The organism is Domibacillus iocasae, assembly GCF_001750285.1.
Lineage (GTDB): Bacteria > Bacillota > Bacilli > Bacillales > Domibacillaceae > Domibacillus > Domibacillus iocasae.
Genome location: NZ_MAMP01000004.1, coordinates 48,707 through 75,276 on the forward strand (window position 1 = coordinate 48,707; position 26,570 = coordinate 75,276).

At 42.5% G+C, this 26,570-nt stretch carries 26 protein-coding genes; 11 read left to right on the forward strand and 15 right to left on the reverse strand.

All coding sequences use genetic code 11. The features are described 5' to 3' along the window. Positions 1-136: 136 nt before the first annotated feature. Positions 137-808: a response regulator gene (locus tag BA724_RS02720; RefSeq protein ID WP_069937153.1), complete on the reverse strand. Its 672-nt coding sequence runs from the start codon at positions 806-808 to the stop codon at positions 137-139. Positions 809-822: 14 nt separating this feature from the next. Continuing rightward, positions 823-2,412: an ATP-binding protein gene (locus BA724_RS02725; RefSeq protein ID WP_069937154.1), complete on the reverse strand. Its 1,590-nt coding sequence runs from the start codon at positions 2,410-2,412 to the stop codon at positions 823-825. A gap of 123 nt (positions 2,413-2,535) precedes the next feature. Between BA724_RS02725 and BA724_RS02730 the strand changes: the two genes are divergently transcribed. Together BA724_RS02730 and BA724_RS02735 are read left to right on the forward strand one after the other, a co-directional pair. Further along, positions 2,536-3,582 (forward strand): DctP family TRAP transporter solute-binding subunit, encoded by a 1,047-nt coding sequence (locus BA724_RS02730; RefSeq protein ID WP_069937155.1) that lies wholly within the window; start codon positions 2,536-2,538, stop codon positions 3,580-3,582. Positions 3,583-3,717: 135 nt separating this feature from the next. Next, on the forward strand, positions 3,718-4,977 hold the full coding sequence (locus BA724_RS02735) for a dicarboxylate/amino acid:cation symporter (protein WP_069937156.1): 1,260 nt from the start codon (positions 3,718-3,720) through the stop codon (positions 4,975-4,977). Positions 4,978-5,016: 39 nt separating this feature from the next. Here the strand turns inward: BA724_RS02735 and BA724_RS02740 are convergent, their stop codons facing one another. Next, complete coding sequence (locus BA724_RS02740; RefSeq protein ID WP_069937157.1) at positions 5,017-5,550, reverse strand: GNAT family N-acetyltransferase; 534 nt, start codon at positions 5,548-5,550, stop codon at positions 5,017-5,019. A 148-nt stretch (positions 5,551-5,698) separates the two neighbouring features. Here BA724_RS02740 and BA724_RS02745 point away from each other — a divergent pair, with 148 nt between their 5' ends. Continuing rightward, complete coding sequence (locus BA724_RS02745) at positions 5,699-7,432, forward strand: ABC transporter ATP-binding protein (RefSeq protein WP_069937158.1); 1,734 nt, start codon at positions 5,699-5,701, stop codon at positions 7,430-7,432. Between the two features lie 121 nt (positions 7,433-7,553). Next, positions 7,554-8,570: a potassium channel family protein gene (locus tag BA724_RS02750; RefSeq protein WP_069937159.1), complete on the forward strand. Its 1,017-nt coding sequence runs from the start codon at positions 7,554-7,556 to the stop codon at positions 8,568-8,570. A gap of 264 nt (positions 8,571-8,834) precedes the next feature. Here the strand turns inward: BA724_RS02750 and BA724_RS02755 are convergent, their stop codons facing one another. From BA724_RS02755 to BA724_RS02765, 3 genes are read right to left on the reverse strand one after another with little or no spacing between them, the layout of a single operon-like run. Continuing rightward, positions 8,835-10,283 (reverse strand): nicotinate phosphoribosyltransferase, encoded by a 1,449-nt coding sequence (locus tag BA724_RS02755; RefSeq protein WP_069937160.1) that lies wholly within the window; start codon positions 10,281-10,283, stop codon positions 8,835-8,837. Next, a complete protein-coding gene (locus BA724_RS02760) occupies positions 10,283-10,840 on the reverse strand; it encodes a cysteine hydrolase family protein (protein ID WP_069937161.1) in 558 nt (185 codons plus the stop codon). Before BA724_RS02760 ends, BA724_RS02755 begins: the two co-directional genes overlap by 1 nt. 13 nt (positions 10,841-10,853) lie before the next feature. Then, positions 10,854-11,618, reverse strand: a complete 765-nt coding sequence (locus tag BA724_RS02765) for an NUDIX domain-containing protein (RefSeq protein ID WP_069937162.1) — start codon at positions 11,616-11,618, stop codon at positions 10,854-10,856. Between the two features lie 333 nt (positions 11,619-11,951). Here BA724_RS02765 and BA724_RS02770 point away from each other — a divergent pair, with 333 nt between their 5' ends. Continuing rightward, positions 11,952-12,899, forward strand: a complete 948-nt coding sequence (locus BA724_RS02770) for a LacI family DNA-binding transcriptional regulator (protein ID WP_069937163.1) — start codon at positions 11,952-11,954, stop codon at positions 12,897-12,899. Positions 12,900-12,963: 64 nt separating this feature from the next. Here BA724_RS02770 and BA724_RS02775 read toward each other — a convergent pair whose 3' ends face one another. The 3 genes from BA724_RS02775 to BA724_RS02785 form a co-directional block, all read right to left on the reverse strand. Beyond that, on the reverse strand, positions 12,964-13,788 hold the full coding sequence (locus BA724_RS02775; RefSeq protein ID WP_069937164.1) for an aldo/keto reductase: 825 nt from the start codon (positions 13,786-13,788) through the stop codon (positions 12,964-12,966). Between the two features lie 78 nt (positions 13,789-13,866). Then, positions 13,867-14,184, reverse strand: a complete 318-nt coding sequence (gene crcB / locus BA724_RS02780) for a fluoride efflux transporter CrcB (RefSeq protein WP_069937165.1) — start codon at positions 14,182-14,184, stop codon at positions 13,867-13,869. Then, complete coding sequence (locus tag BA724_RS02785; RefSeq protein ID WP_069937166.1) at positions 14,181-14,549, reverse strand: fluoride efflux transporter FluC; 369 nt, start codon at positions 14,547-14,549, stop codon at positions 14,181-14,183. Before BA724_RS02785 ends, crcB begins: the two co-directional genes overlap by 4 nt. Positions 14,550-14,648: 99 nt before the next feature. On the opposite strand from BA724_RS02785, the gene BA724_RS02790 reads away from it, so the two are divergent. Further along, positions 14,649-15,032, forward strand: coding sequence for a VOC family protein (locus BA724_RS02790; RefSeq protein WP_069937167.1), 384 nt, complete (start codon positions 14,649-14,651; stop codon positions 15,030-15,032). Beyond that, entirely contained in the window at positions 15,032-15,895 is an 864-nt protein-coding gene (locus tag BA724_RS02795; protein WP_069937168.1) for a DMT family transporter, read from the forward strand. Before BA724_RS02790 ends, BA724_RS02795 begins: the two co-directional genes overlap by 1 nt. Positions 15,896-15,930: 35 nt before the next feature. On the opposite strand, the gene BA724_RS02800 is transcribed toward BA724_RS02795, so the two are convergent. Further along, on the reverse strand, positions 15,931-16,671 hold the full coding sequence (locus tag BA724_RS02800) for a YwaF family protein (protein WP_069937169.1): 741 nt from the start codon (positions 16,669-16,671) through the stop codon (positions 15,931-15,933). Between the two features lie 340 nt (positions 16,672-17,011). Between BA724_RS02800 and BA724_RS02805 the strand changes: the two genes are divergently transcribed. From BA724_RS02805 to BA724_RS02820, 4 genes are all read left to right on the forward strand, one after another. After that, positions 17,012-18,280 carry an ammonium transporter gene (locus tag BA724_RS02805; protein WP_069937170.1) on the forward strand — a complete coding sequence of 423 codons (1,269 nt, stop codon included), beginning with the start codon at positions 17,012-17,014 and terminating at the stop codon, positions 18,278-18,280. A 64-nt stretch (positions 18,281-18,344) separates the two neighbouring features. Next, positions 18,345-19,325, forward strand: a complete 981-nt coding sequence (locus BA724_RS02810) for a DUF294 nucleotidyltransferase-like domain-containing protein (protein WP_069937171.1) — start codon at positions 18,345-18,347, stop codon at positions 19,323-19,325. A gap of 6 nt (positions 19,326-19,331) precedes the next feature. Beyond that, entirely contained in the window at positions 19,332-20,033 is a 702-nt protein-coding gene (locus BA724_RS02815) for an exonuclease domain-containing protein (RefSeq protein ID WP_069937172.1), read from the forward strand. 83 nt (positions 20,034-20,116) lie between these two features. Further along, positions 20,117-22,012, forward strand: a complete 1,896-nt coding sequence (locus BA724_RS02820) for a DUF2207 domain-containing protein (RefSeq protein ID WP_069937173.1) — start codon at positions 20,117-20,119, stop codon at positions 22,010-22,012. Between the two features lie 43 nt (positions 22,013-22,055). On the opposite strand, the gene BA724_RS02825 is transcribed toward BA724_RS02820, so the two are convergent. From BA724_RS02825 to BA724_RS02845, 5 genes are all read right to left on the reverse strand, one after another. Next, complete coding sequence (locus tag BA724_RS02825) at positions 22,056-22,583, reverse strand: isoprenylcysteine carboxyl methyltransferase family protein (protein ID WP_069937174.1); 528 nt, start codon at positions 22,581-22,583, stop codon at positions 22,056-22,058. Then, entirely contained in the window at positions 22,580-23,668 is a 1,089-nt protein-coding gene (locus BA724_RS02830) for a type III polyketide synthase (RefSeq protein ID WP_069937175.1), read from the reverse strand. The genes BA724_RS02825 and BA724_RS02830 overlap by 4 nt, the downstream gene beginning before the upstream one ends. A 133-nt stretch (positions 23,669-23,801) precedes the next feature. After that, positions 23,802-24,518: a hypothetical protein gene (locus tag BA724_RS02835; RefSeq protein WP_211272207.1), complete on the reverse strand. Its 717-nt coding sequence runs from the start codon at positions 24,516-24,518 to the stop codon at positions 23,802-23,804. A 104-nt stretch (positions 24,519-24,622) separates the two neighbouring features. Next, the gene (locus BA724_RS02840; RefSeq protein ID WP_069937177.1) at positions 24,623-25,549 is read right to left on the reverse strand and encodes a methyl-accepting chemotaxis protein; all 927 of its coding nucleotides are present in this window, start codon (positions 25,547-25,549) and stop codon (positions 24,623-24,625) included. A gap of 21 nt (positions 25,550-25,570) precedes the next feature. Further along, positions 25,571-26,308, reverse strand: coding sequence for a HAMP domain-containing protein (locus BA724_RS02845; protein WP_069937178.1), 738 nt, complete (start codon positions 26,306-26,308; stop codon positions 25,571-25,573). Positions 26,309-26,570: the final 262 nt, after the last annotated feature.

Consider the following 26,570-nt stretch of genomic DNA (forward strand, 5'->3'; position numbering starts at 1 on the left):
TTCTTCAGATAATGAAAAAACCGTAATCCCGGTACTTGCGTTTAATTATTATTATAATTGGCGCCCTATTCATATTTATTCTTCTTCATACGTTTACACGAGCAATTGGAGAGTACCTTGCTTTTTTGTTTAATCGCTAAGATAATCTGTATCTGTTCATAGGCCGCCCGATACCGCCATATTGAATATCGATTTGTACTTTTCCGCTTTTCTCTAAATAATCTAAATATCTTCGTACCGTAACTCTTGCGGCGCCGACCCCTTCCGCTACTTCTTCCGCCGAAACAGATGTATCTATTTGATTCAAATAAGAGATGATTTTTTGCAGCGTCACCGTATTTAATCCTTTCGGCAAACTCTTTAGATCCTCATCCTGTTCTTTTTGGAAAAGCAGTTCATCCAATTCGCTTTGACTTATCTTTCCATCATCACGCAAACGATTCTGGAAAGCCCGATAATTTTCAAGCGCCTGCTTTATTCGTGCAAATTTAAAAGGTTTCATAATATAATCAAATGCCCCTTGCTGGATAACTTGGCGCACTGTATGCAGATCGCTTGCAGCTGTTATAACAATGACATCTACTGGATGGCTTTCTTTTCGCAGAAGATGCAACGTTTCAAGTCCATCCATCATAGGCATATATAAATCGATAATAACAAGGTCTGGGGACATCCGACGGATCTGTTCCATCCCTTCAATTCCATTTCCGGCAATCCCAATGACTTCAAAACCATCCACTCTATTAATAAATTCCTTATTTACTTCCTGAACCATTAGATCATCTTCAATAAGCAGCACTTTAATCAACCTATCATCCACCTCTATTCTTTTTCAAGATTCATCGGAAATACAAGCTGAAACGTCGTCCCTTCACCAGCAATTGACTCCATTTGAATATCCCCGTTTCCCTTTTCAACAATTTCTTTGATGAGATACAGCCCTATCCCTCTTCCCGTATCCGCTTTTGTGGAATATCCATGCTGAAAAACAAATGGCTGATCTTCTTCTTTTATTCCCTCTCCATTGTCTTCTACTAAAATAGACAATAGGTCGCCTGTTTGCTGAATACTGACATAAATTTGATTGTCTTCTCCTGGCTGTTTAAATGAATCAAATGCATTTTCTATTAAATTTCCAATCACGAGCACAAAATCATGATGATCCATATAGGGAGGAAATGCCCGCAAATAGCTGTGCCGGTCGATTGTTACGTCAACACCCAATTCTTTCCCACGGCTTACTTTACTCAGCAGCAGTCCGGACACACTGTCATCCTGTATACTTTTCGTCAAAAAGCGTGTTAGTTCTTCCTGCTCCTCTGATACTTGAAAAACATATTCAAGCGCTTTTTCACGATTGCCAAGCTGAATCAAACCCGCGATCGTATGAAGTTTATTCATATGTTCATGATTTTGCACACGGAGTGCGCTAACAAAAGCTTTTACACCTGTCAGCTCTTCCGCAAGCCGCTTTACTTGCGTCCTGTCCTGGAAAATGGCAATCGCTCCTACCGTTGAACCTTCAACACGAATCGGGACACGTGTTGAGAGGATGGCCCTGTTTTGAATAGTGAGCTCTTTGTTTAAAACCGGACGGTCCAATGTTAAAATTTCCGGCAAATAAGTATCAGGAAGCACATCTCTTATGTGCTTTCCAATCACATCTCCTTTAATAGCCAGCATCTCTTTTGCTTTATGATTAAAAATCGTGATTCGCTCAAACTTATCGATGGCGATAATTCCTTCGTGCATCGCATTAAAGGCTTCCGTTCGTTCCACAACAAGCTGCGCGATTTCATGCGGTTCAAGTGCAAACATTTGCCGTTTAATATTCCGCGCCAGCATATAAGCCCCCCAGCATGAAATTAAAAGAGCAATTCCTGTTGTAATAAAAATCTCTCTTTTTAAAGACAGCAGTGTTTCCATAACCTGAGGCAGCCTGTAGCCAGCAATCACAACCCCCGCCTGATTGTGTGTCTCGTCCATAATCGGTATGAATGCACGGATCAGCGTACCTTTTTCTCCCACACCTTTTGCTGTATACGCATGCTCTGCAAATGCCGGTCCCTCATCGTCTCCATCTGATACTTTGCCGACCTGGCTACTAAGAGGATGCGTTAACCTGACACGATCCATGTTAAGAATAACAATATAATCCGCTTTATTGATGCCCCTGAGCTCTTCTACAGCTGCTGCAGTTTCTTCGGCCACATTGTCCGAAGACGATAATTGATCAGACACACCGGGCAGTTCAGCAACCGTACGAGCTGTTAAAATGGCCCGTTCCCTCAGCTCAATTTCTGTTGTCTCCAAATAGTTTCCAGTCAATACAATGCCAAGCACCAAAAATGAAAACATTAAAATAAAAATAATAAGTCCAGTTATTTTCCATTGGATCGGGACACGCACCATTCATAACGCCGCCATTCTAAAAAATAATCAACCCTTTCTATCATTTTACCACGTAAATGTAAACAAGCACTCCGTCCGAAAAATGATATGATAAAAAGAAAGACTTTTAAACAGGTGACGCATATGACAAAATATATCAGCTTCTGTCTTTTGACCCTCGCGCTGCTTACCGGCTATTATTTTTATCAATATAATGGATCTCAATCTCTTTCATATGATGACGAACAGGAAGAGCTCAAATCACATATTACCATCCGATTCTCTCATGTTGTCGCGGAAAACACGCCAAAAGGACTTGCTGCCCAAAAATTTGCTGAACTGGTCAGCGAAAAAACAAAAGGCCAAGTGAAAGTGGAAATTTATCAAAATGGGGTTCTTTATTCAGATGATGATGAGTACGAAGCGCTTCAAAATGGCGATATCCAAATGATAGCGCCATCATTCTCGAAGCTTATTGATACCGTGCCGGAATGGAAGGTACTTGATCTCCCGTTTATTTTCGAACGTGAAACTCAGGCGAAAGCCGTTTTTACAGGTGAAACAAGTGAGCAGCTTCTTTCTATGATTACTGACCCAAAAGTAACAGGATTAGGCTTTTGGAGCAACGGTTTTAAGCAAATGACCAGCAATAAAACCGCTTTGCTTGAGCCGGACGACTTTCAAGGACAAACGTTTCGTGTTATGCCCGGACCCATTATTGCCGAGCAGTTCCGCCTCTTAAAAGCAAATACGATCGTGATGTCTTTTAATGAAGTGTATCAAGTACTTGAAACGAAAAAAATTGATGGGCAGGAAAACACTCTTTCCAATATTTATTCCAATAGATTGTATAAAGTGCAGCAGCATTTGACGATCAGTAATCATGGATATCTCGGGTATGCCGTTATGGTAAATCAGGAATTCTGGGAGAACCTGCCCGATGACATTCAGAAAAAAATTCAACAGGCGATGATTGAAACAACAAAATGGAATATGAAAGAGTCTGTTCACATGAATGCACAGCAGCTTCAGGAAATCCAAAAAAATTCTCCTATTCAGATCCACTACTTAACAGAACAACAAAAACAAAAATGGCTGCAAACATTTCAGCCACTTTATCAAAAAGTAGAAAATGAAGTTGGAAATGAATTAATAAAACAAATTCAATTTCCATCCGACGAGGAACGCTAAAGAAGCGTTCTTTTTTTTGACCAAAAAGACCAAAAAAACCATTATCACCAAAAATATTTATTTTACAAATAGTCTGTTAATATTTCAATCAAGGTTCTGAAACCGCTATCAATCAATAAACAAGGAGGTTTTAAGATGCGCAAGGCATTAAATAATTTAACCGTTCGTGTCATCATAGGGATTCTTTTAGGTATTGCAGTCGGCCTTGCCTTTCCGGCTTTTGGGGAGCAGCTAAAAGTACTGGCTGATATCTTCATCAAAATGATTAAAATGGTCATTGCTCCAATTATTTTCCTTACTGTCGTGATTGGAATCGGCAGCATGGGTGATTTGAAAAAAGTTGGACGAATTGGCGGCAAAGCGCTTCTTTATTTTGAAATTGTCACAACATTCGCACTTGCTATTGGGATTTTAGTCGTAAATATTCTTCAGCCGGGGGCAGGCTTTAATACAGGCTCCGTTGAAGGCGGCGATGTTTCAGAGTATACGAAAGGCGCTGAAGAATCAAGCCACGGATTTATGGAATTTATTCTCGGTGTTGTGCCGGACAACGCAATGGCGGCACTTGCAGGCGGCGACTTGCTTCCTATTTTATTCTTTGCCATTTTCTTCGGACTTGCTCTTGCTTCTCTCGGAGAGCGTGGAAAACCAGTTGTTGACTTGTTTGAGCGATTAGCTGATATTTTCTTCGGTATCGTAAACATGATCATGAAAGTGTCTCCTGTTGCAGCATTCGGTGCAATGGCGTACACAATCGGAAAGTTTGGTCTTGGCTCGCTTGTATCGCTTGGCCAGTTAATGCTTGGCGTTTACATTACATGTGCTCTTTTTGTTATCGTGATTCTTGGCGGTATTGCCAAGCTTTATGGATTCAACATTTTCAAATTCATCGCGTTTATTAAAGAAGAAATTCTACTTGTTTTAGGAACATCTTCTTCAGAATCAGCACTTCCAAAATTGATGAAAAAGCTTGAAGACTATGGATGTTCAAAACCTGTTGTTGGTCTTGTTGTGCCAACTGGCTATTCATTTAACCTTGATGGAACGTCTATCTATCTATCAATGGCAGCTATCTTCATTGCCCAGGCTTATGGAATAGACTTAACAATCTGGCAGGAACTTACGCTGTTAGGGGTACTTATGCTGACATCTAAAGGAGCAGCAGGTGTTACTGGTTCCGGATTTATCACACTTGCAGCAACGCTGGCTGCATTCCCAATGATTCCTGTTGAAGGAATTGCCCTTCTTCTTGGGGTAGACCGCTTTATGTCAGAAGCCCGCGCTATTACGAACTTGATCGGAAACGGTGTAGCAACGGTTGTTGTTTCTAAAATGGAGAAAGAATTTAACCCTCCAGCTGACTTAAAAGTAACAAAATCAAAAATAGCCAATTAAGTAAAAAGCTCAACCGTCCTTTTCAGACGGTTGAGCTTTTTAATTTTTGTATTCCAGAAGCCAGCAATTATGATATTTCCCTTCATGCCACTCATGTTCAGGCAATAGCTTTACTTTTTCAAAGCCGCACTTTTCGTAGCAGCGAATCGCCCGGATATTCCATTCCTGCGGGTCCATGACTACTTTTTTTGCCTGTTTTGTTTTCACCAAATGTTCAACGACTGATTTCACGAGCACTTTCCCAATCCCTTTATTCCAATAGTAGACTTCCCCGATCAGCTGATCTGTGCCGTAAATAATGTCACTTGTTCCATAGCCGTATAGTTCACGGTCTTCTGCGCTTAATGGATAATATTGAATGTAACCGATCTCATTTCCATCAAACTCAATAATTCCCCGCACCATCCCTTCTTCTTCCGCGTAAAATTCTTTTTTTACTTTTTCCAGATCAAACGCGTTGTCCCGTCCTTCATAAAATTCCAGCACGACAGGATCTGACAGCCATTTAACAAGCAGCTGCTGATCTTTTTCCTCAAGCAGACGTACCTTCAGCTTTCCTTTTTGAAACAGCATTCTCATCACCCTCCTGATTCGTTTGCTCTTATGTCAAAAATACCTACTTTTCAGAAAAAAGCAAATCAATCCACCGTATGATTTTAAAGGATTTATGGGGAGTTTTAGCGAAATAGTTACCTATATCTATTCATTGGGAGCTGTTGAAATGGATCCACCGATTAAACCAGCACAATTTCTTCGCTTACTGAAGGAACTTGATCCGCCAAAAAAATTGCTTGCTGTCGCGTTGACACTCAGTTTATTTGAGACGATCGCAAGTTTGTTTGTTCCTCTTTTCACCGGAAATCTTGTCGATCAGCTCGCCATCGACTCGATCAGCCGCCCCATGTTGCTTTTTCTTGCGGCCGCTTTTTTAATTCAAGTCATCGCCGGCGGTTTTTCGTTTTATTTTATGCGGTCAGCAGGAGAGCAAATGACCGCATCGCTGCGTGAAAAGCTGTGGAAGCACGTTCTCCATTTACCCGTTTCCTATTATGATCAAACAGAATCCGGCGACACGATGAGCCGGGTGACACAAGATACGAATACGGTAAAAATGTTGATTACTGATCATCTCGTCACATTTGTGACAGGTATTATTTCTATTACCGGTTCTGTCATCATCTTGTTGTATATCGATTGGAGAATGACCGTTGTGATGCTGTTATCTGTGCCGACCGCTATGCTTATCCTTATGCCGCTCGGCCGAAAAATGTATGGAATTTCTAAAGAAACTCAAAATGAAATGGCGTCTTTTACAGGGACACTAAGCCGAGTGCTGACCGATATCCGGCTTGTCAAATCATACACGGCCGGCGAAGCTGAATACGAAAACGGACGTTCCGGTATCCGGCGGCTGCTCTCATACGGATTAAAGGAAGCGCGCGTTCAAGCCGTGATTTCTCCTTTTATGTCACTTATTATGATGGGGGTTCTCGTCATTTTAATCGGCTATGGCGGTGTCCGTGTCGCATCCGGCGCCCTGTCAGCGGGGGCACTTACATCAATCATCATTTATATGTTCCAAATCGTTATCCCGTTTAGCCAAATGGCGTCTTTTTTTACCGCGTTTCAAAAAGCCGCCGGTGCCACAGAGCGGATTCAGGGCATTTTGCAAACAGAAAAAGAAAAATCGGATGGATCTCCTCTTTCATCCATTCGGCGTTCCCTTCAATTTAATCAAGTATCGTTTCAATACGAAATAGACAAGCCAATTTTAAAAAATATTTCTTTCGCTATCCCGGAAGGCACCACAACAGCTATCGTCGGACCGAGCGGGAGCGGCAAAACTACACTGTTTTCTTTACTGGAGCGGTTTTACACGCCGACTGAAGGAACGGTTTTGCTTGGAGACGAATCGATTACACAATTTAACTTGTATGATTGGCGGCAGCGGATCGGCTATGTTGCTCAGGAAAGCCCGGTCATGTCTGGTTCCATCCGTGATAATATGACGTACGGGACAAATCGCAAAGTAAGCGATGATGAACTAAAGAGAGCAGCCCTTCAAGCTAATGCATTTTCGTTTATTGAGCAGCTGCCTCAACAATTTGACACAAAAGTTGGTGAGCGCGGCATGAAGCTTTCCGGCGGTCAGCGACAGCGTATTGCTATTGCCCGTGCCATTTTACGCGATCCGGATATTTTACTTCTTGATGAGGCGACATCAAGCCTTGACAGCACCTCTGAAACACTTGTACAGGAAGCATTAAACAGCTTAATGAAAGGACGGACAACACTGGTCATTGCTCATCGACTTTCGACAGTCGTTCATGCCGATCAAATTGTTGTTCTTGAACAAGGCAAAGTAACCGGCATCGGTACACATATGGATTTATTTCATTCCCATTCTGTCTACCATGAACTTGCACAAAAGCAGGATTTACAAGGATCGTCGTAACCTTTCATTTCTGACTGCATTTGCAGACAGGTTTCCTTTTTATTTCATTCTTGTATAATAACAGGAAGAGTTTCTCGAAATATATTTTCGTTAAAACGGCAGAAGCAGGAGGTGCCCCTCGATGATTTTTTTTCGCAGATTATTTTTCAAAGCGATCCATATGAGCAACTGGACCTTCTTTTTCGCAACGTTTTCGCTCATTTTATTCAGCAGTTTTTTCATGTACTACGTCGAACCGGAAACGTTTGTGTCCCCTTTTGAAGGGTTGTGGTGGACGATGACCACAGTTGTCACGGTTGGTTATGGGGACGTCTCACCAACTACAGTACTAGGGAAGCTGTTTGCGATGCTGCTATACATTTTTGGCATCGGGCTGATGACCGTACTAATTGGCAAAATTATTGATACATTGAGTATACGGAAAAGAATGAAGGAGGAAGGACGGTTGACGATTACACACGATCAGCACATTATTTTGATTAATTGGACAAGCCGTGCGCGCATTGCACTGACGGAATTGCTCGAAACATTCCCCGATGTACACGCCGTTATTATTGATGAAACAGTTGAGAAAATCCCTTTTCTCCATGAACGGGTTGATTTTGTGAAAGGGGCGCCGGCCTCCGAGCTAACGTTAACACAAGCGAACTTTTTAAAAGCGAAATCGATCATGATTTTTTCTCCGGATCATGCGTTGACCCCGTCAACAGCTGATGGGCTGACACTTTTGATCGCATCCGGCATCGAAGCCGCTGCTCAAAAATATGGCCGAAACGTGTACACAATTTGCGAAGTGGCCGATTCCACCCATTTAAACGCATTTTCATACGCAAATGTAGAGGAATTTATTACACCGAATGATACAGCCGCTCATTTAGCTGCCCGCTCGATTTTTTTTAACGGATCAAGTGAAATTATCCGACAGCTGACGTGCCACGACGGATACGATCTTTATCATATTGAGAATAATTCCGGCTGGCAGACGTACCGGGACGCGAAACGGGTGCTCGATGAAAAAGGCATTCTTCTCGTCGCCAACCATCATGATTTCTCTATTATGAAGAAACTCGATGATCCGATTCCGAAAAATGCCCGGCTTTTTATTGTTTGCGATGAAGAAGCTTACAGCAAACTTTAAACAGACAAGTCTTTCCATCGCTCAGCCGTTTACGTTTTGAACATCCATCCCCTGCTCGTTTTTCATCCTCATGGTGACACGAAAAAAATTACTTGAAACTTTTTGTTAACTGAGTTAACAATTACCCCTCAAGCAATTCAAAACATCTTTTTAATCCGAATCATGGATATCAAACTTTAAAATAAGCTGCCTAACAACATCCTTCTTCCATAAATAAAGCCTGCCTGAGAAGGATTGAAATTCTTCTCAGGCAGGCTTTAGCTGTCACCGCGCGGACGGCGGCATCATTTCTTCAATTTTTTTCATTTTATGCTCCCAGCAGGCTGGGCTTAAATCAACAGGATATTGCTCCGGGTTAATCGGCCGCTTGTATTCGTCCCATAATACGGACAGCCCTGTTTCCACATGCTTACGGATGCTGGCAAGCGGCGGCTGTGTATAAACCAATTTGCCATCCACAAAAATATCCTTGTGCAGATCAATCGCTGTAAAGTCCGTCACAAATTTACTGATATATGTATGAACAGGATGAAACATTTTCAGCTTTTCCTGCTGTTGTGGATTTTCTTCTTGGAGGGCGATATAATCCCCTTCCGCTTTTCCGTTTGCGTTGTTAATAATACGGTACACTTTCTTTTTCCCGGGCGTTGTCACTTTCTCCGGATTGCCGGAAATTTTAATCGTATCTACCATATCGCCCTGTTCATTTTCAATGGCAACAAGTTTAAACACCGCACCAAGTGCCGGCTGGTCAAATGCTGTGATGAGCTTTGTTCCAATTCCCCAGACAGTGATTTTTGCGCCTTGTGCGTTCAAGCTCATAATTGTTTCTTCATCGAGATCATTGGATGCAATGATCTGGGCATCAGGGAATCCTGCTTCATCGAGCATCCCCCGAGCTTTTTTAGACAAGTAGGCAAGGTCGCCGCTATCGAGACGAATGCCGATAAAATTAATTTTATCTCCAAATTCTTTAGCGACGCGAATCGCATTCGGTACACCGGAACGAAGTGTGTCATATGTATCCACAAGAAATACACAATCCTTGTGCGTCTCAGCGTATTTTGTAAATGCTGTATATTCATCCTGGTACGCCTGCACCATTGCATGGGCATGCGTGCCGGATACCGGGATGCCAAATAACTTTCCAGCCCGAACATTGCTTGTGCCGGCAAATCCGGTCAAATAAGCAGCCCGTGCTCCCCAAATCGCCGCTTCTGTTTCCTGTGCCCTTCTTGTACCGAATTCAAGCGCTGTACCACTTCCGATAACCTGCATCATACGGGATGCTTTTGTGGCAATCAGCGTTTGATAATTGATGACATTTAACAGAAGCGTTTCCAGAAGCTGCGCTTGGGCAAGCGGTGCTTCGATGCGCATAAGTGGTTCATTGCCAAATACTGTTTCCCCTTCCTGCATAGAGCGGATCGTCCCAGTGAATGTCATGTCTTTTAAAAATGCCAAATAATCCTCTTTATATCCGATTTCTCGTAAGTAAGCGATGTCGCTGTCTGTGAACCCAAACTGTTCAACCAAGGCGATAACGCGTTCTAACCCCGCAAAAACACCATATCCGTTTCCAAACGGCAGGTGCCGGAAATAAAGATCAAATACCGCAGTCCGGTTATGAATGCCATCCCGCCAGTACGTCTCCACCATGTTTATCTGGTATAAATCCGTATGCAGCATGAAGCCGTCATCTTGGTAATTCATTACTGATCATCCCCTTTTTTCGCGCCCAGTGTATTGGTGAAATGACCGAGCGCCCATTCGTGGCCGGCTTGATTAAATGAAGCAGTTCCTTTTTCGTAAAAAACGATCTCGTATCCTTTGTTATAAGCATCAACCGCTGTATGCAAAATGCAAATATCGGTGCAGACGCCGACGAGATGCACTTCTGTAATGCCCCGTGCCCGAAGCTTCATATCAAGGTCTGTGCCGGCAAATGCAGAATAGCGTGTTTTATCCATATAATAGACGTTATCCCGATTTTTATTTTCATCATATACAGCTTGAAGTTTTCCATACAAATCACGCCCTTTAGTGCCGCGAATATTATGGGGTGGAAAAAGCTTCGTCTCCGGGTGATACGGATCATTTTCATCGTGAACATCAACCGCAAACACAACATACTCATTATTTTCAATAAACTGCTCTGTCAGCCGCACAATTTCATTTTCAAGCGCCTGCCCTGGCTTTCCGCACGTCAATTTTCCATCGTCTGCGACAAAATCATATGTGTAATCAATATTCAGCAATGCTTTCATCAAACATCCACCTTTCTTATCCGTAAATAGATTCAATTATTTCAATGTCGTTAAACGTGTACAAGCGGGATGGCCGGTAGGAATGGCGCGTCGTTTTTTTCGACTGCCCGGATTCATCAAGTGCCAGCTCTAAAAAAGGCAGCTTCGGCGCGCGGGCGAAAAAAACCGGATCGGAAGCTATTTTTGCATCATCTGTGACCGTCAGCAGCACCCGCTGCAATTCTGACAGTGTAAATTCGGCCGGCAAAAAGTTTTTCGCTATCGTTGTCCGAAGCATGTCCGCCTGAATAATGGCAAGTGCGTCATTCACAATTTGCTGATGATCAAACGCAAGATTCAAGTTTAATACGTCATCGATTGCGAACAGCCGCACATCCGCTGCGTCATCCGAAGCTGCTCGATGTAAAAGCGAGGATTCCGGTACAATCGCATAAAATGCGTTGGAAATAATCCATCCTCTTGGGTCGCGTCCTGGTGTATCATACGTTCCGAAATGGCGAATGTGAAGTCCTTTAACACCGGTTTCTTCAGCTAATTCGCGGGCTGCTGCTTCGATCCCAGCTTCATCCGGCTGGATAAAGCCGCCGGGGATCGCCCATTTTTCTGCTTCGACATTTGGATTTCCTTCTCTGTCTTTCGCTGCGCGCTGAATGAGCATCATATGCAGTTTCATATTCGGCGGCGCTTTTTCTTCTTTTTTTTCGGAAAGAATCGTAAAAACAGCGATATCCGCAGTGTATCCGTCGGGTGTTCGATATTTCGAGGAGTCATATTGATTCACTTTATCCCCTCTTTCTAATTAATAATTTTATAATTACTAATTATATCGACTGCCTTTTTATTTTGCAAGAAAAAACCGGCTTTATTCAGCCGGTTTTTTCTGATTATTTTTTTTATTCCCCATGCTCATTCTAAGCAAACGATGTTATTTATTCCCAGTATGAATGCTTTTCCCGCTCATTCACCGCCGCATTGGCTAACAAAATTTCCACTGCACATAAAAAGAGAATTGATAAAATACCGGACATAGTTGCCACCCCTCCATTCATTTTTTACAATGTAAAGTATGAAACGCATTTCAGCGCAAGCATTTTTTAAAAAAAGAGGGATGGTAATGGGAAATATTCATGACATTGCCCGGCTGGCCGGTGTTTCTGCCACGACGGTTTCACGGGTACTCAATGGTCATCCATACGTGAGCGATGAAAAAAGGGCAGCTGTTTTAAACGCGGCTGACCAGCTTCGATATGAAAAAAATATTAATGCTGTTCATTTAGCCCGAGGCAAAACGGAAACAATCGGTGTTATCCTGCCATTTGTCAGTCATCCTTATTTCGGGACGATTTTAGGCGGAATTGCAGCGGCGGCTGAAAAAAGCGGATATAAATTAATGATTGTCCAGACAAATTATCATACAGCTCAAGAAATAGAAGCAATGGATATGCTAAAGCTAAAACAAGTGGACGGATTAATTATTACATCACGTGAATGCCCGATTGAACTTGTGGAAGATTACAGTGAATATGGACGGATCGTCTTGTGCGAGGCGCTATCTCGAGATTTTTTGTCCTCTGTTTTTGTAAATCAATATGAAGCTTTTAAATCCGCATTATCTTTTTTAAAAGAGAAAGAAAAGAAAAATATTGGGTATACCGTTTTAAGAATGGAAGGGAAAAGCAGCATCTCCCGGAAAAAAGCGTATGAAGAACTGTTTGGCGAATTGCGCAGCCACTGGGTTTTTGACCAGGCGCTGACGATTGAAGATGGAACACGAATTGCAGGAGAATGGGCGTCACTCACTGACCAGCCAGATGCCATGGTCATCACTAATGATTTCGTTGCAGCAGGTTTTCTGCTGGAATGCCGCCGGCTTGGCTTTTCCGTACCAGGAGACGTGTCGGTAGTTGGGTTTGACAATCATTCCATTTCTGGTGCACTGAACATGACTACGGTCGAACTGCCATTGCAGCAGCTGGGCGAGATCGCTTTTGAGCAAGTAATTTCCTCTGAAACCTCACATAAAGAAGTACCTTTTCAGCTTGTAGAACGAGGAAGCGTCTGAACGTAAGCATTTCACTTCAAAAAAATTAAAAACTGCCGGATGGCAAAGCCCCGGCAGTTCGCAATCATTTACGGTTAAATTCAGCTGGAACCGGACCTGTGCGTTCGCCTTTATCAAGCGACGTTATTTGGTCCATGTCTTCCTGCGTTAATTCAAAATCAAACACATTAAAGTTTTCTTCAATGCGGGACGGTGTAACTGATTTCGGGATTACAATAGAATCATTTTGCAAATGCCAGCGTAAAATCACCTGCGCCGGTGTTTTGCCATGCTTGTCCGCAATGGCTTTAACGATATCGTTTTCAAGCACAACTCCGCCCTGCATAAGCGGGCTCCACGCTTCCACATAAATATCATTTTCTTTACAGAACGCTTTTAATTCTTTTTGAACAAGATGCGGATGACATTCCACCTGGTTCAGAACCGGCTTCACCTCGCACTCATCCAGTAAACGCTGCAAGTGGTCAATGTCAAAATTACATACACCGATCGCTTTCACGCGCCCATCCGCGTATAATTTTTCAAGTGCTTTGTACGTGTCCACATACATATCTTCTGCCGGCACCGGCCAGTGAATCAAATACAAGTCAATGTAATCAAGACCAAGCTTTTCAATACTTTCATCAAATGCTTTTAGTGTTGCATCATACCCTTGGTCCGCATTCCACACTTTTGTCGTAATGAACAGCTCTTCACGCGGCACGCCGCTTTCTTTAATCGCTTGCCCGACACCACGTTCGTTGCCGTAAACAGCTGCCGTGTCAATGGAGCGGTAGCCTGTTTCAATTGCTTTTAGCACAGCCGGTCTTGCTTTTTCGTCTTCAACCTGCCAGACGCCATAGCCAAGCTGTGGCATTTGGAGTCCATTATTTAACGTAACAAATTGCATTTTCCCGCTTCCCTTCCTTGTAAATTATTCATGCTGAAAGTATAGCACAGCCCATGCTTTCATTTCCTTTCAGACGACTTACATGACGATCCATGAGCCAAAAAACCCTGCAGCCATTGTAATTGCTATATAAAAAAACGCCTTTTTCATATCCATTTCCTTTACCTCAAAAAGCCACGTTGAAAATGTCGTGAATGCACCAAGAAAGCCAGTACCGAATAAAAGACGGCTATCTTCACCTGCACCGCTTCCAATAAGCAGCCCAAGTAAAAAAGCTCCAAGTACATTCACTAGAAGGGTCCCAAATGGAAATGGAAATGTTTTTTTATTCAACTGATTGCTTACCCAAAAACGGGCGATCGCACCAAAAAAACCGCCTATTGCAACGAACATCATAATGCCCGCCCCCTTTTATAACCGAGATGAATGAAAAACAGCCCGCCGGCAATGCTTAAAAGAACATAACCAAACGCCGCCATCGCTTCACCTGTTTCCAAAAGAACTATTGTGTCGACACTGAATGCAGAAAAAGTTGTAAACGAACCAATCAAGCCTGTTGTGATCGCTTTTTGCATCGATACAGTCATGCGATCAGGTAATTGAAGCGTCAGGAACGGCAATAAAAAGCAGCCGATGTAGTTCGTCAAAAGAGTAGCCAGCGGAAAATTCCCTTCCCACCAAAAGGCTGTTGTAACGGAGAGCGTGTACCGCAATAATGCGCCGATCATCCCGGCCAGTCCAACCAATATGTAGAGTAACAAAAAAATCCTTCTTTCTTTTCCGCCTTTTTCTTTTATCATTATTTTTACTGGCGAATTTGTCAATACAGGGCGATAATAAAGAAAAAGGAGACATACATAATGGCTATTTCAAAATTTGAGCATGTTGGCATTCAAGTGAAAAATTTAGATATTACAATTGATTTTTATACGAAGGTAATCGGACTTGAATTACTTGAAAAACAAGGACACCCCGATCCAAGCTTAAAAATTGCTTTTCTCGGTTTTCAGCAAACAAATGAAACATTGATTGAATTAATTGAAGGATACAATCCGGCCTTGCCGGCAGAAGGAAAAGTACATCATATCGCGTTTACTGTGGATAATATCGAAGAAGAAATTGCGCGGGTGAAAAAATATAACGTTTCGTTTGTGGATGAAGCCGTGACAACACTTCCGAGCGGCGCCAAATATGTCTTTTTTTATGGACCGGACGGCGAATGGATTGAGCTGTTCGAACGGTAATGGAGAAACGTTCCATTGGACTGCCGCTGTTCATTGCAATCGTCGCCATTTCCTTCTCAGCGATTTTTGTAAAATGGTCGGAAGCACCGGCTTCAATTTTAAGCATGTATCGAATGATACTTTCCAGCATTCTCCTATCGCCTATTATATGGTGGAAAAGAGCTGAGTTTAGCCATATTAAAAAACGAGATTGGTTTTTCCTGCTTTTTTCAGGATTATTTCTTGCCCTTCATTTTGTTCTTTGGTTCGGTTCACTGAAATTGACGACTGTAGCCAGCTCGACCATTATCCTGGCGCTTCAGCCACTCATTTCGCTCGCAGGCGGTTTTTTATTGTTCAAAGAACGGACGAATCCAGCCGCCTTGGCCACAATGGGAATCGCGATTATCGGTGCGGTTATGATTGGCTGGGGAGACTTTGCCTTGAGCGAGGAAGCCATTTTAGGTGACTTGCTTTCTTTTTTTAGTGTCATTGCTGTTGTTGGTTACTTGCTGATTGGCCAGCAAACAGTCCGGAAAGTATCACACTGGATTTACAGCTTTTGTGTTTTTTCATTTGCTGGAGGTTTTTTATTCTTATACAACATGGGGACAAGTACTATGATGACCGGCTACAGCAGATATGAATGGGGTATTTTCCTATTGCTCGCGATCATTCCAACGATTGCGCATGTCATCAATAATTGGCTGATGAATTATGTGAATGCGACGACAATTTCTATGAGCATCCTTGGGGAACCGGTTGGCGCCACGCTGCTCGCGGTTCTTCTGCTTGGTGAACGGTTGTCCGGCTGGCAGATCACCGGCGGCATTCTTATATTAATCGGTGTCTTTTTCTTTTTAATGAAGCAAAGATCTCAATGAAGGAAAAAAGCGGATTTGTTGTAATCCGCTTTTTTTCATGCTCTATGTTGAAATGGCTTTTCTAACAGCTGTTCGGTCTCTTTCTCACGGAACAATAGCCAAATCAGCAAACTGAGTACGAGTGCCAGTATTTCAAGCGACAAAATATACCAAGGATACGGACCGAGCAGATCAAGCAGGCTGGCACTATCCGGCTTATGGCTTAAATATAAGTAGTTGCCGCCTGTCCAATTATTCACACTTATGACGACAGGAATTAATAGATTTAAAAACAGCATCGTTTTCAAAACAGAATATATGGTTGGCCTGCAGCCCTTTATCCACGTAAAATAAAGCGGCACAATTACTAAGAATGCATGAACGGCGAAAAAATGAAAAAAACGAAAATGCGGAAAATCATAATTCAAATAGGGCGTGAAGAGCGCCTGGGACGCGCCGAGCAAGCCGGTAAACAACAAAACTTCATAAATGACCTTCTTTTGCGTCAGTAATAGGCCCACAGTTAAAAATAAACTAATGCTGCATAACTCCAATGGAATCGCGTGCCGGAGCTTCCAGCTGTCGGTTGTCACCATCCAAATATGATAGAACACTTCTATCAATAATAAGAAGAAAGCAATACTGATTTCTGTTTTTCGATTGATACATTGGGTTAATTGACGACGATAAACATATATGCCAATGAGAGATGCACAAATTACTGCTAACACACTGAGGTGGCTTTCTGAAAACATGCTGAAATCATATTCCTCATAGCTTCCGCCAAACCAGCTCATCTTCCTGCCCTCCTCTTTTTTCCCAGTGTATCATGTTTGAGATGCATTCATCCTTTTTTTGTCATAGATTTAGTCTTCCTTCTTTCATTTTATGAACTTTCCAACAAAACATGACCAGACTAATGTCACAGGTTGAAGGACTCCAACAACCCTTATAAACCGTACATCAATCACCTTTTCAAAATAATTGTTCGGCTTTATCCGTGTCACTTTTATTTACATAAATTAAAAAAACCCCTAAAAACTATTGACGAATCTTCTTTTTCCGCATAAGATAATTACATGTTATAAAACATAACATTAAAAAGTTATTAAAAATAACTTTCGGGAGGGTTTTAACATGGAAGATATGTTGTACTTGATGAACAGCCTCTGGGTCATGGTTGCTGCTATTTTAGTTATTTTCATGATTGCCGGATTCATTATGCTGGAGGCTGGATCAACTCGCATGAAAAACGCCGGTCATATTGCCGGAAAAACTGCTTTCACATTCGGACTCGCTTCCCTCGTTTTCTGGGCCGTCGGATTCGCTTTTATTTTCGGGGGTAACGCAAACTTTTTCGTTGGAATGACGGACTTCTTCTATTCTGGTGCTGATTTAGAATTAGGCCTTTCATCCACTGTATTCTTCGTATTCCAGCTGGCATTCGCAGGGATCGCGATCACAATCGCCCTTGGTGGTTTCGCGGAACGTGCAAAGTTATCTGTTTACGTTTTGTTCACTATTCTTTTCTCAGCACTTGTTTATCCGGTTGTCGCGCACTGGATTTGGGGCGGCGGCTGGCTTGCAGAACACGGAAAGCAGGATTTTGCCGGCTCAACCGTTGTTCATTTAACAGGTGCAATGGCTGCTCTCGCTGCTACGATTTTGCTTAAACCACGGATTGGCCGCTTCAATAAAGACGGTTCCGCTAATGCGATTCATGGTCATAACCAAGTGTTCACGTCACTCGGTGTATTGATTTTATGGGTTGGCTGGTTCGGCTTTAACGCAGGCAGTACAGTATCGGTTGATGCTGGATTCTTCGGCTTCGTTGCCTTAAATACACAGCTTGCTGCTGGTGCAGGTGCTGTTGCGGCCTTGATTATTTCATGGGTTGTTCTCGGTAAATCAGACATTCCAACGATTTTAAACGGCGCACTTGCCGGTCTTGTTGCAATCACAGCATCTTGTGCATTCGTTGATACATGGGCAGCCGTTGTGATTGGTTTAATCGCCGGCGTTCTTGTTTTCTACGGTGCGAAACTAATGGAGAAACTCGGTATTGATGATCCAATCTTCGCTCTTTCCGTTCACGGTATTCCTGGAATTTGGGGTACGTTGTCAACTGGTTTCTTCGCAACACCTGAACTTGCAACAGTCGGACAGCCTGGCCTTTTCTATGGCGGCGGTTTTGCACAGCTTGGCGTTCAGGCAATGGGCGTATTCGTTTCAGGCGCATTCGCTTTCGTTGCATCATTCGTGATTCTTTTCATCATCAAAAAGCTTCTTGGCGGACTGCGTGTTTCTGAAGAAGAAGAAATCATGGGTCTCGACATCAGCGAACACGGTACTTACGGTTATCCGGAAGTATTCGCTGATAATCAATCGAAAGCAGCAGGAAAATAATATTAATAATACGCAAAGCGCTTTCGCTTTGCGTATTATTAATTTAAAAAGGATGTGAAAAACGATGACGACGCGGGAGCAAACATACGCGGACATCCGCCATGAAAAAGATGAAACGATCAGTCAGCATCTCCATTCAACACAGCGTTTGAATGCTTTTCATGACGATATTATGAAGCAGGTGTTCACAACCGCCCTGCAAAACCATGAAAATCAGCACGGTTCTCCTCCCTGCCCATACTCCTTGTTTTTGCTCGGCAGCGCCGGACGTTTTGAACAGGGTACAATCAGCGATCAGGATCACGGCATCGTATTCGAATTGGACACCGAAGAAGCTGCGGGTTATTTTCTCACATTGGGCCAAACATTTTCAGATGGCTTGAATGAGGTCGGCTATCCTTATTGCGAAGGAAAAGTCATGAGTTCTAATCCTGTGTGGTGCCGCTCATCAGCAGGTTGGAAAGAACAAATTACTTCATGGATTGATGCAGAAACACTAGATACGATCCGCTCACTTCATATGATTTGCGACGCCCGGGTACTGCACGGAAAAAAAGCACCGGTTTCCGCTTTGAAAAAGCAAATAACCACTGCACTACAACAAGATTCGCACAAGCTTAAACGTTTTTTCGAAAACATTCAATTCATGAAAAAGTCAGTCGGCTTATTCGGACAGATTTTCACTGAACAAAACGGACAGCATGCGGGGTCGTTAAATTTAAAACAATCTGCGTTCCTGCCATATGTCAATGCCATTCGGGTACTTGCAATGAAGGAAGGAATCGAACCGTCCTCCACGTTAATGCGTATGAAAGCATTAAAAAAGATTCCTGCTTATGACGGCCGCATCGATGAGTATGAAGAAGCTTTCCGGACGCTGCTAGAGTTCAGGCTCCGCGCATTAAAAAATGCACCGGATTATGACAGTTCCCATTTTGTGAATATTGATTCACTCGGACCGGTACGCAAGCGGGAGCTGCGCCATATTTTAAAAACTGCGGAGTCCCTTCATCATTACGTGCAGCGACTTACAGCAAAGGGATGATGCACAATGGGCTTTAACGATTTTATGAAAAATTTAAGCGGGAACCGTTTTACAGGGCTGCAAGGCGGCCGCCACGATATGGCGTTTATGCGCAGTCTTCAGCGGGACTTAAAAACGAAACAAACAACATCGATTCCGCTCAATGAATTACAGGTAATTGTGTTCGACTTGGAAACAACAGGATTTCATCCGGATAAAGGCGATCAAATTTTGTCAATTGGCGCCGTGAAGGTAACGGGCCGCCTCGTAGAAGATGAATATTATTCACTCGTTCGCTTTATCGAAGAAATCCCGCCTCTCGTCAAAGAACTGACCGGCCTTGATGAATCAGAATTGGTTAATGCACCGGAACCTGCTGAAGCAATTGAACAGTTTTTTAAGTTCAGCGGTGCTTCCCCGCTCGTCGCCCATCATGCCAGTCATGAAAAAGCGTTTATGACGTACGCAAGCCGCAAATATTTCCGTTCGCCTTTTTTACACCGCCTAATTGATACATCTTTTATGTATCGGATTGCTGATCCGGACAATCCTTACGTCCGCCTCGAAGATTGCTGCGAACATAACCAGATTCCTGTTACCGGCCGCCATCATGCACTTGGTGATGCACGTCTTACTGCGGCTCTTTGGGCTGTATATGTTGAAAAACTTCAAAAAATGGGTGTTACGACACTTTCTCAAGTATATGAAAGACTCGCCACAATTCGATAAACGGCGGGTCTTTGTATTATTTCCCTTCTTTTCGAATCTTTTCTTTTTTATTATTCGTATGGATAATAAAGGAGGTTGCAATAATGAAAAAACAATTGCTATTTTTTATTCTTTTTCTTTTTACGTTTGCCACACCGGCTATGGCCAGGTCGTACAACATTGATGAAGTGCAGATCCGCGCTTGGATCCAGACAAATGGCAATGTGCTAGTAAATGAAATTTCCCATTATACATTTAAAGGAAAATACGACTATACGATTCGATCCATCCATACAGCTGGACATGAAGGCGTAAAGAACTTTGAAGCTTATGAGCTTACCAACAAATCAGCGGAACCCGGCTTCGTTAATCAAGATGATTTGCAGTCACTGACAGTCAACCGGGACGAAAACACGTACAGTGCCGACCTCCTCTCAGAGGACGAAGAAAAGTCCGTTTTTTATACATATGAACTTGTTAATGCCGTCCGTTCTTATGAAACTTACAGCGATTTAACGATTCCTTTTTTCGGAACAGATGAACACCATGATAAAACACTCCAAAATGTCACAATCGACGTCGTTTTTCCAGAATCTATCGAACCTTCCCGATATTATGCTTTTATGCATGATCGGTTCGGGGTTGTGGAGGAAAAAGGCGCTGAAGTAGTCCGCTTCACAACGCCAGAATCGCCGCTGTATTCTTTAACAGAGGTACGCGTCTTGTTTCCATCTTCCGTTATGACGCTACAAGAAAAACCGGCTGCTCCTATGGCGCTGACAGAAGCGGTGGAAGAAGAGAATGCACTAGCCCATTCGTTTTACGAAAAAGAAGAACAAAAGCAGCAGCTCGAAACGATTTTAAAAGTGCTTTCAACCGCTGCATGCCTTGGTATTCTCACTGTTTTTTTGCTGCGCTTTCGCGGCGGTCCGGGCGATGCCTCTTCCTTGTTGCACCACGATCCACTTTATTTATATATGATTGACCGCAATGGACGTTCTGATGAATATGCTTTTCTAGCCGGTCTTTATTCACTCATTGAACGAGGAATGGCAACGGTGGAGACCATTCAATCAAAAGAACGCTTCCAAAAAGATCCGGAAGCGCCGGACGAAACGCTTCAATTTACATTAAACGTTAAACTGAGAAAAGCTATGGAATGTGACCAGAAATTGATAAAGATGTTGTTTAAAAATAGAAAGACGTTTATTATACATGATCTTGCCGGTGTGACAAAACGCGAAATAAAACCGAAAAAAGGTGCCCATCTGCACAAGAAAGTTCGTTATTACCAAGAACAACAGCAAGAATGGACAGACTGCATTGTCCAGGAATTAAAAAATGATGGCTTTTTCAGCAGTGGCATTCCGTCTTTTTTAAAACAGTTGATGCTGCTAACCGGATACTCATTTATTTTATATGCGTACACCGTAGATTCCCTTGGTGCTTCAACAAGTATTATTTACGGCGTGATCGGCCTTTTGCTTTTGCTTGTCATCTGGCGGAAGCCGAAAAAACGCTGGCCTGCAATTCTTTTTTACATTGTATCTATTATCGCCGTCGCCATGTTGTATGATACTCATACCGCACTTTGGCTCCTCTTGTTTATTTCACTGAATGCGCTGCTGTATACTCTGACACCACGCTTTTTGCTTTCTAGTGAAGCAGCGGCCATAAAAGCGGATACACGCATATTCAAAAAAAGTAAATCGACTCCGAGTGGTGATTTAGAAAAGTGGATGGTGCACTCTCTGTTGCTGCGCCCCAAACGCTCCGCACCTGAAACACATGCAGAACCAGCAATGGCCGCTACAGCCCCACTCGCTTATTTGATGCTGACTAATCAAGAACCCGTCAACTATATTGCAAATACGTGGAAATGGAGCACACCTCCTGGTAGTTCCTCCTATTCATCTGATGGAGGCGGTGGTTTCTTTGGAGATAGCGGTGGTGGAAGTGACAGCGGAGGCAGCGACGGAGGTGGAGGAGGAGCTGACTAATGATGATCGCTCCTGTGTATCAGTGTCCAATTCCCAGATGAACTTAATATCCTTTCTTGAAATCGGTGGCGTTCATTAACGCTTGTTCTTCCGCCGCAATGCGCACAGTGAGCATAAGTGCATTAAGCAACGTGAAAATCAACGCTGTATAATAGGCTTGGAACAGAAAAGGAATAATGATGAATTCCATCGTGACAATGATATAGTTTGGATGACGAACCCATCGATACGGTCCTTTTTTAACAATTTTTGCTCCCGGCAGTACAATGATTTTTGTATTCCAAAAGGTTCCAAGTGAACGAAGAGTCCACACTCGGCTTAGCTGGGTAAGTAAAAACAAAGTCAGCCATAAGAGCCAGTCTGGACTAATTGTCTTACGAAGGAGTTCCACTTCGACTATAAGGCTAATAAAAAAACTAATATGAAGGGCCACGATGAACGGGTAGTGGCGCGCACCTGCTTCATAGCCACCTTGACTAAGCATCCACTTTTCATTTCGCTTGGCAATAATCAATTCTGAAATCCGCTGTACACAAACGAATAGGATAAACAGCCAAAACAACTCTCTCATATTCCCTTTCCCCATTGTAATAGAACTAATTCTCCCGAAAACCCTGGCCCTAAAGCGGCCATTAATCCGTAATCCCCTTTCTTCATTTCATCCATCATGAAACGTTCAAGTACATATAAAATGGTAGGGGACGACATATTGCCAAATTCGGAAAGAACAGCACGAGAATGCGATGTTTTTTCCTTTGAAAGCTGCAGCGTATGCTCATAGGCGTCAAGCACTTTTTTACCGCCTGGATGCGCCACAAAATATGCAATCTCTTCAATAGATAGCTTTTGCTTCTCTAAAAAAGTATTCACAAACTGCCCGAGCCAGTTACGAATGAGCATCGGAATATCTCGGGAAAAAACAACATGAAGACCACTGTCTTTTAAATCCCATCCCATAACGTCCTCGGAGTCGGGAAGTAGTTTTGATTCTGTTTTTAAAACGGACGGCACAAGTTTTTTCGTCTTTACTGCTGCCTGGTCGCCAGCCATCAATACACATGCAGCCCCGTCCGCAAACAGCGATGTGCCAATTAAATTACTTTTAGAACGGTCATTTCGCTGGAACGTTAAACTGCATAACTCAACCGACAAAACAAGCACTTTTGCTTTAGGAAAAGCTAAACAATACTCATAAGCCCGGCTAATACCCGCTGCCCCGCCAGCACAGCCAAGTCCCCAGATTGGTATACGTTTTGTATGATCCGAAAATGACAGATGATTCATGATTCTTGCTTCAATGCTTGGGGTCGCTACACCTGAACTGGAAATAAAAAAAATAGCCTCAACTTCATCAGCTGGAAGTGAATTTGTTAAAAACCGATCATTATCCAGACACCGCGAAATAACTTCAATTCCATAGTCAACAGCCTTCTTAATATATAAATCATTTCGTTCCTGCAGACTGTGATCCTTCTCAAACCATTTTAACGGCATCGCAAAATGACGTTTTTGAATCTGCCCATTTTGAAAAACAGATAAAAGCCGCTCGATGTCCTGAAAATCATCTTTAAATAATTCACGGGCAAATTCGGCTGTTTGTTTCTGTTCTACTATATTCGGAGGGCGAAACGTACTAACAGATACAATGCTCGGCATGTTGCTCACTCCACTTTTCTTTTTCTTTATCCTGCCCCCTCCCTTTCTTTTTATGCTTTTTTAAAATGTTTTTCATTAATTAGAAATGAGTGTTTAATAAGAAAAGCTTCGGGCAGTCAGCTCCGAAGCTTATTTATGCAATTAAAAGCAAAATAGAATAGATGATTAAACCTACTGCAAACGAAGAAAAGCTGCTGTCGCTTTCTTTAGGCAGTTCCTCTTTCAGTACATTTAACATAAGCGCCCCTGACAAAAACGCAAACATTGTGGAAATTAACGCTTCTTCCAGCTTCGTGAAAGCGCCAATAAGCCAGCCAACCAGTACAGCAACTGTCAGCGCCCAGCGTCCATACTGGTCATAAACATACTGATGTGTTTCCCTCATACTTTGATCTACTGTTACAAAATGAACGGAAAGAGCCAAAAAGTAAAAGAACATTCCCATCATATGATCAAACTCTTCTTGAATAAGCAAATAACCAATAAGCATGTTATAAAAAAAGAAGGTGCCAATATGAATCCAAAAAATTCCCGAGCCTGCATGTGATTGTTTTTTCTTCGTTTCACGCGACACCATATTCTCCAGTCCATAAAAAAAAGCTAGTCCGAAAAGTGCCATTAAATAGGCATGATTTTCAACAAATTGAAGCACGCCATTATCCGCTTTTTCCAACACTTGCTGATGAGTATTCAAATCTGGCAGCAAATGAATAAATACGTACGAAACTGCAATACCTCCCGCAAATGATAAAAAGCGGCTGCGGGGCGCTCGTTTAATAAAGACCATATACTTTGTCGAAAAGTGAATAATCGCAAAGCTGACCGCAAATAATAAACTAAGGACAATCACGAAATCCCTCCTTTTATTTATCATAATGAATGTTTTGTTTAAATCAATATTATAAAAAGTAAATTCATAAAAAAACCAACTGTCTTTTCAGACAGTTGGTTTTTTTATGTTTTAAATTGATGAACCATCGACTCAAGTTCCTCCGCCGTTTGTGCGATCGCTTTAACTGCAGCTGAAATTTCTTCCATCGATGCAAACTGCTCTTCTGTTGCAGCTGATACTTCATCTGTGTTTCTGGCACTTTCTTCTGCCGCTTCGGCAATCACGTCTGCTGTGTGCTTAAACGTGGCGACACGCTCATTTATTAGCTGGAACGCAGCCGAAATCTGTTCTATTCTAGGGACCATTTCATTGGTTCGGTCCATAATATCACGGAACTTTTCAGATGTATCCGCCGATGTCTGCAGGCCGACTGAAGCATTTTGCGATACAGTGCCCATAATGCGTACTGACTGCTCAGAATCTTTTTGCACGCGATCAATCAGCTCGCCAATTTGTTTCGATGAATGAAGTGACTGTTCTGCCAGCTTACGCACTTCTTCTGCAACAACTGCAAATCCTTTGCCATGCTCCCCAGCACGTGCCGCTTCGATAGAGGCGTTAAGCGCCAGCAAGTTCGTCTGATCCGCAATGCCGCTGATGATTGTTAAAATGCTCCCGATTTCGTTTGATCGATCGGACAATGAACGAATCACGTTGTGAGATTCAGCAACAGAATCAAATATAAATTGCATTTGCTGTACATTGTTTCGAACGGCCAAGCCACCCTCTTCCGCCGCTTTTGATGTTTGAAGAGATAATGACTTCAGCTCTTCTGAACGGCTGGAAATGCCGATAACATCTGATTCAATTTGATCCAAAATTACTGCATTGTCTTTTATTTTAACCGATGAGCTTTCCGCACCACCTGCAATTTGCTGGATCGAGAATGTCACGTCTTCAATAGTTTGTACAGATAGATTGGCACTCGCCTTTACTTGGGCCGAAGACGAAGCAAGAAATTGCGCTGAATCACTAATTCGTTTAATCATGTCGCGCAATGCTGCCGTAAACTAATTAAACGAATGGGCTAGCTTCGCAAATTCATCATTTGTTTTCAGCTCAATTTTTTGCGTTAAATCTCCGCCGCCTTGAGAAATCTCTTTTAATTGTCGATTAAAAAGGCGAAGCGGCTTCATGATGGAAGCAATAATAAACCATGCAAACATACTGCCAAAAAGCAATGTCAAAAATACAAGTAAAACCAGTACAAGCGTGTTTCGCTCCCGCTGATCAGTCAAATGCTGATTATCTATGGCCATTTCCGCTTCGATCGCTTCAATCAATTCGTCTACCGATGGATCCAGCTGTTCTTTTCGAATTGTTCGCTCTTCTTCAAAATGAAGTGCCAGCGCTTTATTCCTCTCTGTTCCATATAGATTAACTACTTGTTCACTAACCGCCCAATAATCTTCTATATAAGATTGAATTTCTTTTATTTTTTCAGTTTCTGCTGTATGTGCAGCCAGCTTTAACGATTCTTGCAAATAAACATCAATACCCTCTTTTTTCTCTGCCATACCTTCTGTGAACTGCGGATCACCATTAATCAAAAACGCCCGCTCATCATTTGAGATACCTGTAAGACGATATTGAAGATGCTTTGCTATTTGAAGAAGTTTTGCATCCTCCTGTATTTCTAGCATCTGCTTATTCGTGTCATTAAATGTATAAATTGAAAAAATCCCTGTTGATATCATGGCTGCAATTAGGACAGCTACAAGGATAATTAACTTTAACTTGATACTCATGTCGCCCTCCATTATTCCTATTTCTACTTTCATTATTATACTCTTAACGGATCAGCGCGAACGAAAAGAATTTATGAAGTTTTGCATAGAAAAAAGAAAGTGTCACTTTTCGGACACTTTCCCACTACTTTCTTCAAATTATAAAGCTCCATTTATTATAATTTTCATATAAACGAGATCTCCATAATGATTTGGAAAAAACATAAAAAAAGACAACTTGAATATTCAAGTTGTCCTGTCGTGCCAGGCGGCGTCCTGCTCT

Excerpts from the sequence above, each read along its gene's own strand:
- BA724_RS02725 (WP_069937154.1), bottom strand. The coding sequence starts at position 2,412 with ATGGTGCGTGTCCCGATCCAATGGAAAATAACTGGACTTATTATTTTT.
- BA724_RS02730 (WP_069937155.1), top strand. The coding sequence starts at position 2,536 with ATGACAAAATATATCAGCTTCTGTCTTTTGACCCTCGCGCTGCTTACC.
- BA724_RS02735 (WP_069937156.1), top strand. The coding sequence starts at position 3,718 with ATGCGCAAGGCATTAAATAATTTAACCGTTCGTGTCATCATAGGGATT.
- BA724_RS02740 (WP_069937157.1), bottom strand. The coding sequence starts at position 5,550 with ATGCTGTTTCAAAAAGGAAAGCTGAAGGTACGTCTGCTTGAGGAAAAA.
- BA724_RS02745 (WP_069937158.1), top strand. The coding sequence starts at position 5,699 with ATGGATCCACCGATTAAACCAGCACAATTTCTTCGCTTACTGAAGGAA.
- BA724_RS02750 (WP_069937159.1), top strand. The coding sequence starts at position 7,554 with ATGATTTTTTTTCGCAGATTATTTTTCAAAGCGATCCATATGAGCAAC.
- BA724_RS02755 (WP_069937160.1), bottom strand. The coding sequence starts at position 10,283 with ATGAATTACCAAGATGACGGCTTCATGCTGCATACGGATTTATACCAG.
- BA724_RS02770 (WP_069937163.1), top strand. The coding sequence starts at position 11,952 with ATGGGAAATATTCATGACATTGCCCGGCTGGCCGGTGTTTCTGCCACG.
- BA724_RS02775 (WP_069937164.1), bottom strand. The coding sequence starts at position 13,788 with ATGCAATTTGTTACGTTAAATAATGGACTCCAAATGCCACAGCTTGGC.
- crcB (WP_069937165.1), bottom strand. The coding sequence starts at position 14,184 with ATGATGTTCGTTGCAATAGGCGGTTTTTTTGGTGCGATCGCCCGTTTT.
- BA724_RS02790 (WP_069937167.1), top strand. The coding sequence starts at position 14,649 with ATGGCTATTTCAAAATTTGAGCATGTTGGCATTCAAGTGAAAAATTTA.
- BA724_RS02795 (WP_069937168.1), top strand. The coding sequence starts at position 15,032 with ATGGAGAAACGTTCCATTGGACTGCCGCTGTTCATTGCAATCGTCGCC.
- BA724_RS02800 (WP_069937169.1), bottom strand. The coding sequence starts at position 16,671 with ATGAGCTGGTTTGGCGGAAGCTATGAGGAATATGATTTCAGCATGTTT.
- BA724_RS02805 (WP_069937170.1), top strand. The coding sequence starts at position 17,012 with ATGGAAGATATGTTGTACTTGATGAACAGCCTCTGGGTCATGGTTGCT.
- BA724_RS02810 (WP_069937171.1), top strand. The coding sequence starts at position 18,345 with ATGACGACGCGGGAGCAAACATACGCGGACATCCGCCATGAAAAAGAT.
- BA724_RS02815 (WP_069937172.1), top strand. The coding sequence starts at position 19,332 with ATGGGCTTTAACGATTTTATGAAAAATTTAAGCGGGAACCGTTTTACA.
- BA724_RS02820 (WP_069937173.1), top strand. The coding sequence starts at position 20,117 with ATGAAAAAACAATTGCTATTTTTTATTCTTTTTCTTTTTACGTTTGCC.
- BA724_RS02825 (WP_069937174.1), bottom strand. The coding sequence starts at position 22,583 with ATGAGAGAGTTGTTTTGGCTGTTTATCCTATTCGTTTGTGTACAGCGG.
- BA724_RS02830 (WP_069937175.1), bottom strand. The coding sequence starts at position 23,668 with ATGCCGAGCATTGTATCTGTTAGTACGTTTCGCCCTCCGAATATAGTA.
- BA724_RS02840 (WP_069937177.1), bottom strand. The coding sequence starts at position 25,549 with ATGATTAAACGAATTAGTGATTCAGCGCAATTTCTTGCTTCGTCTTCG.
- BA724_RS02845 (WP_069937178.1), bottom strand. The coding sequence starts at position 26,308 with ATGAGTATCAAGTTAAAGTTAATTATCCTTGTAGCTGTCCTAATTGCA.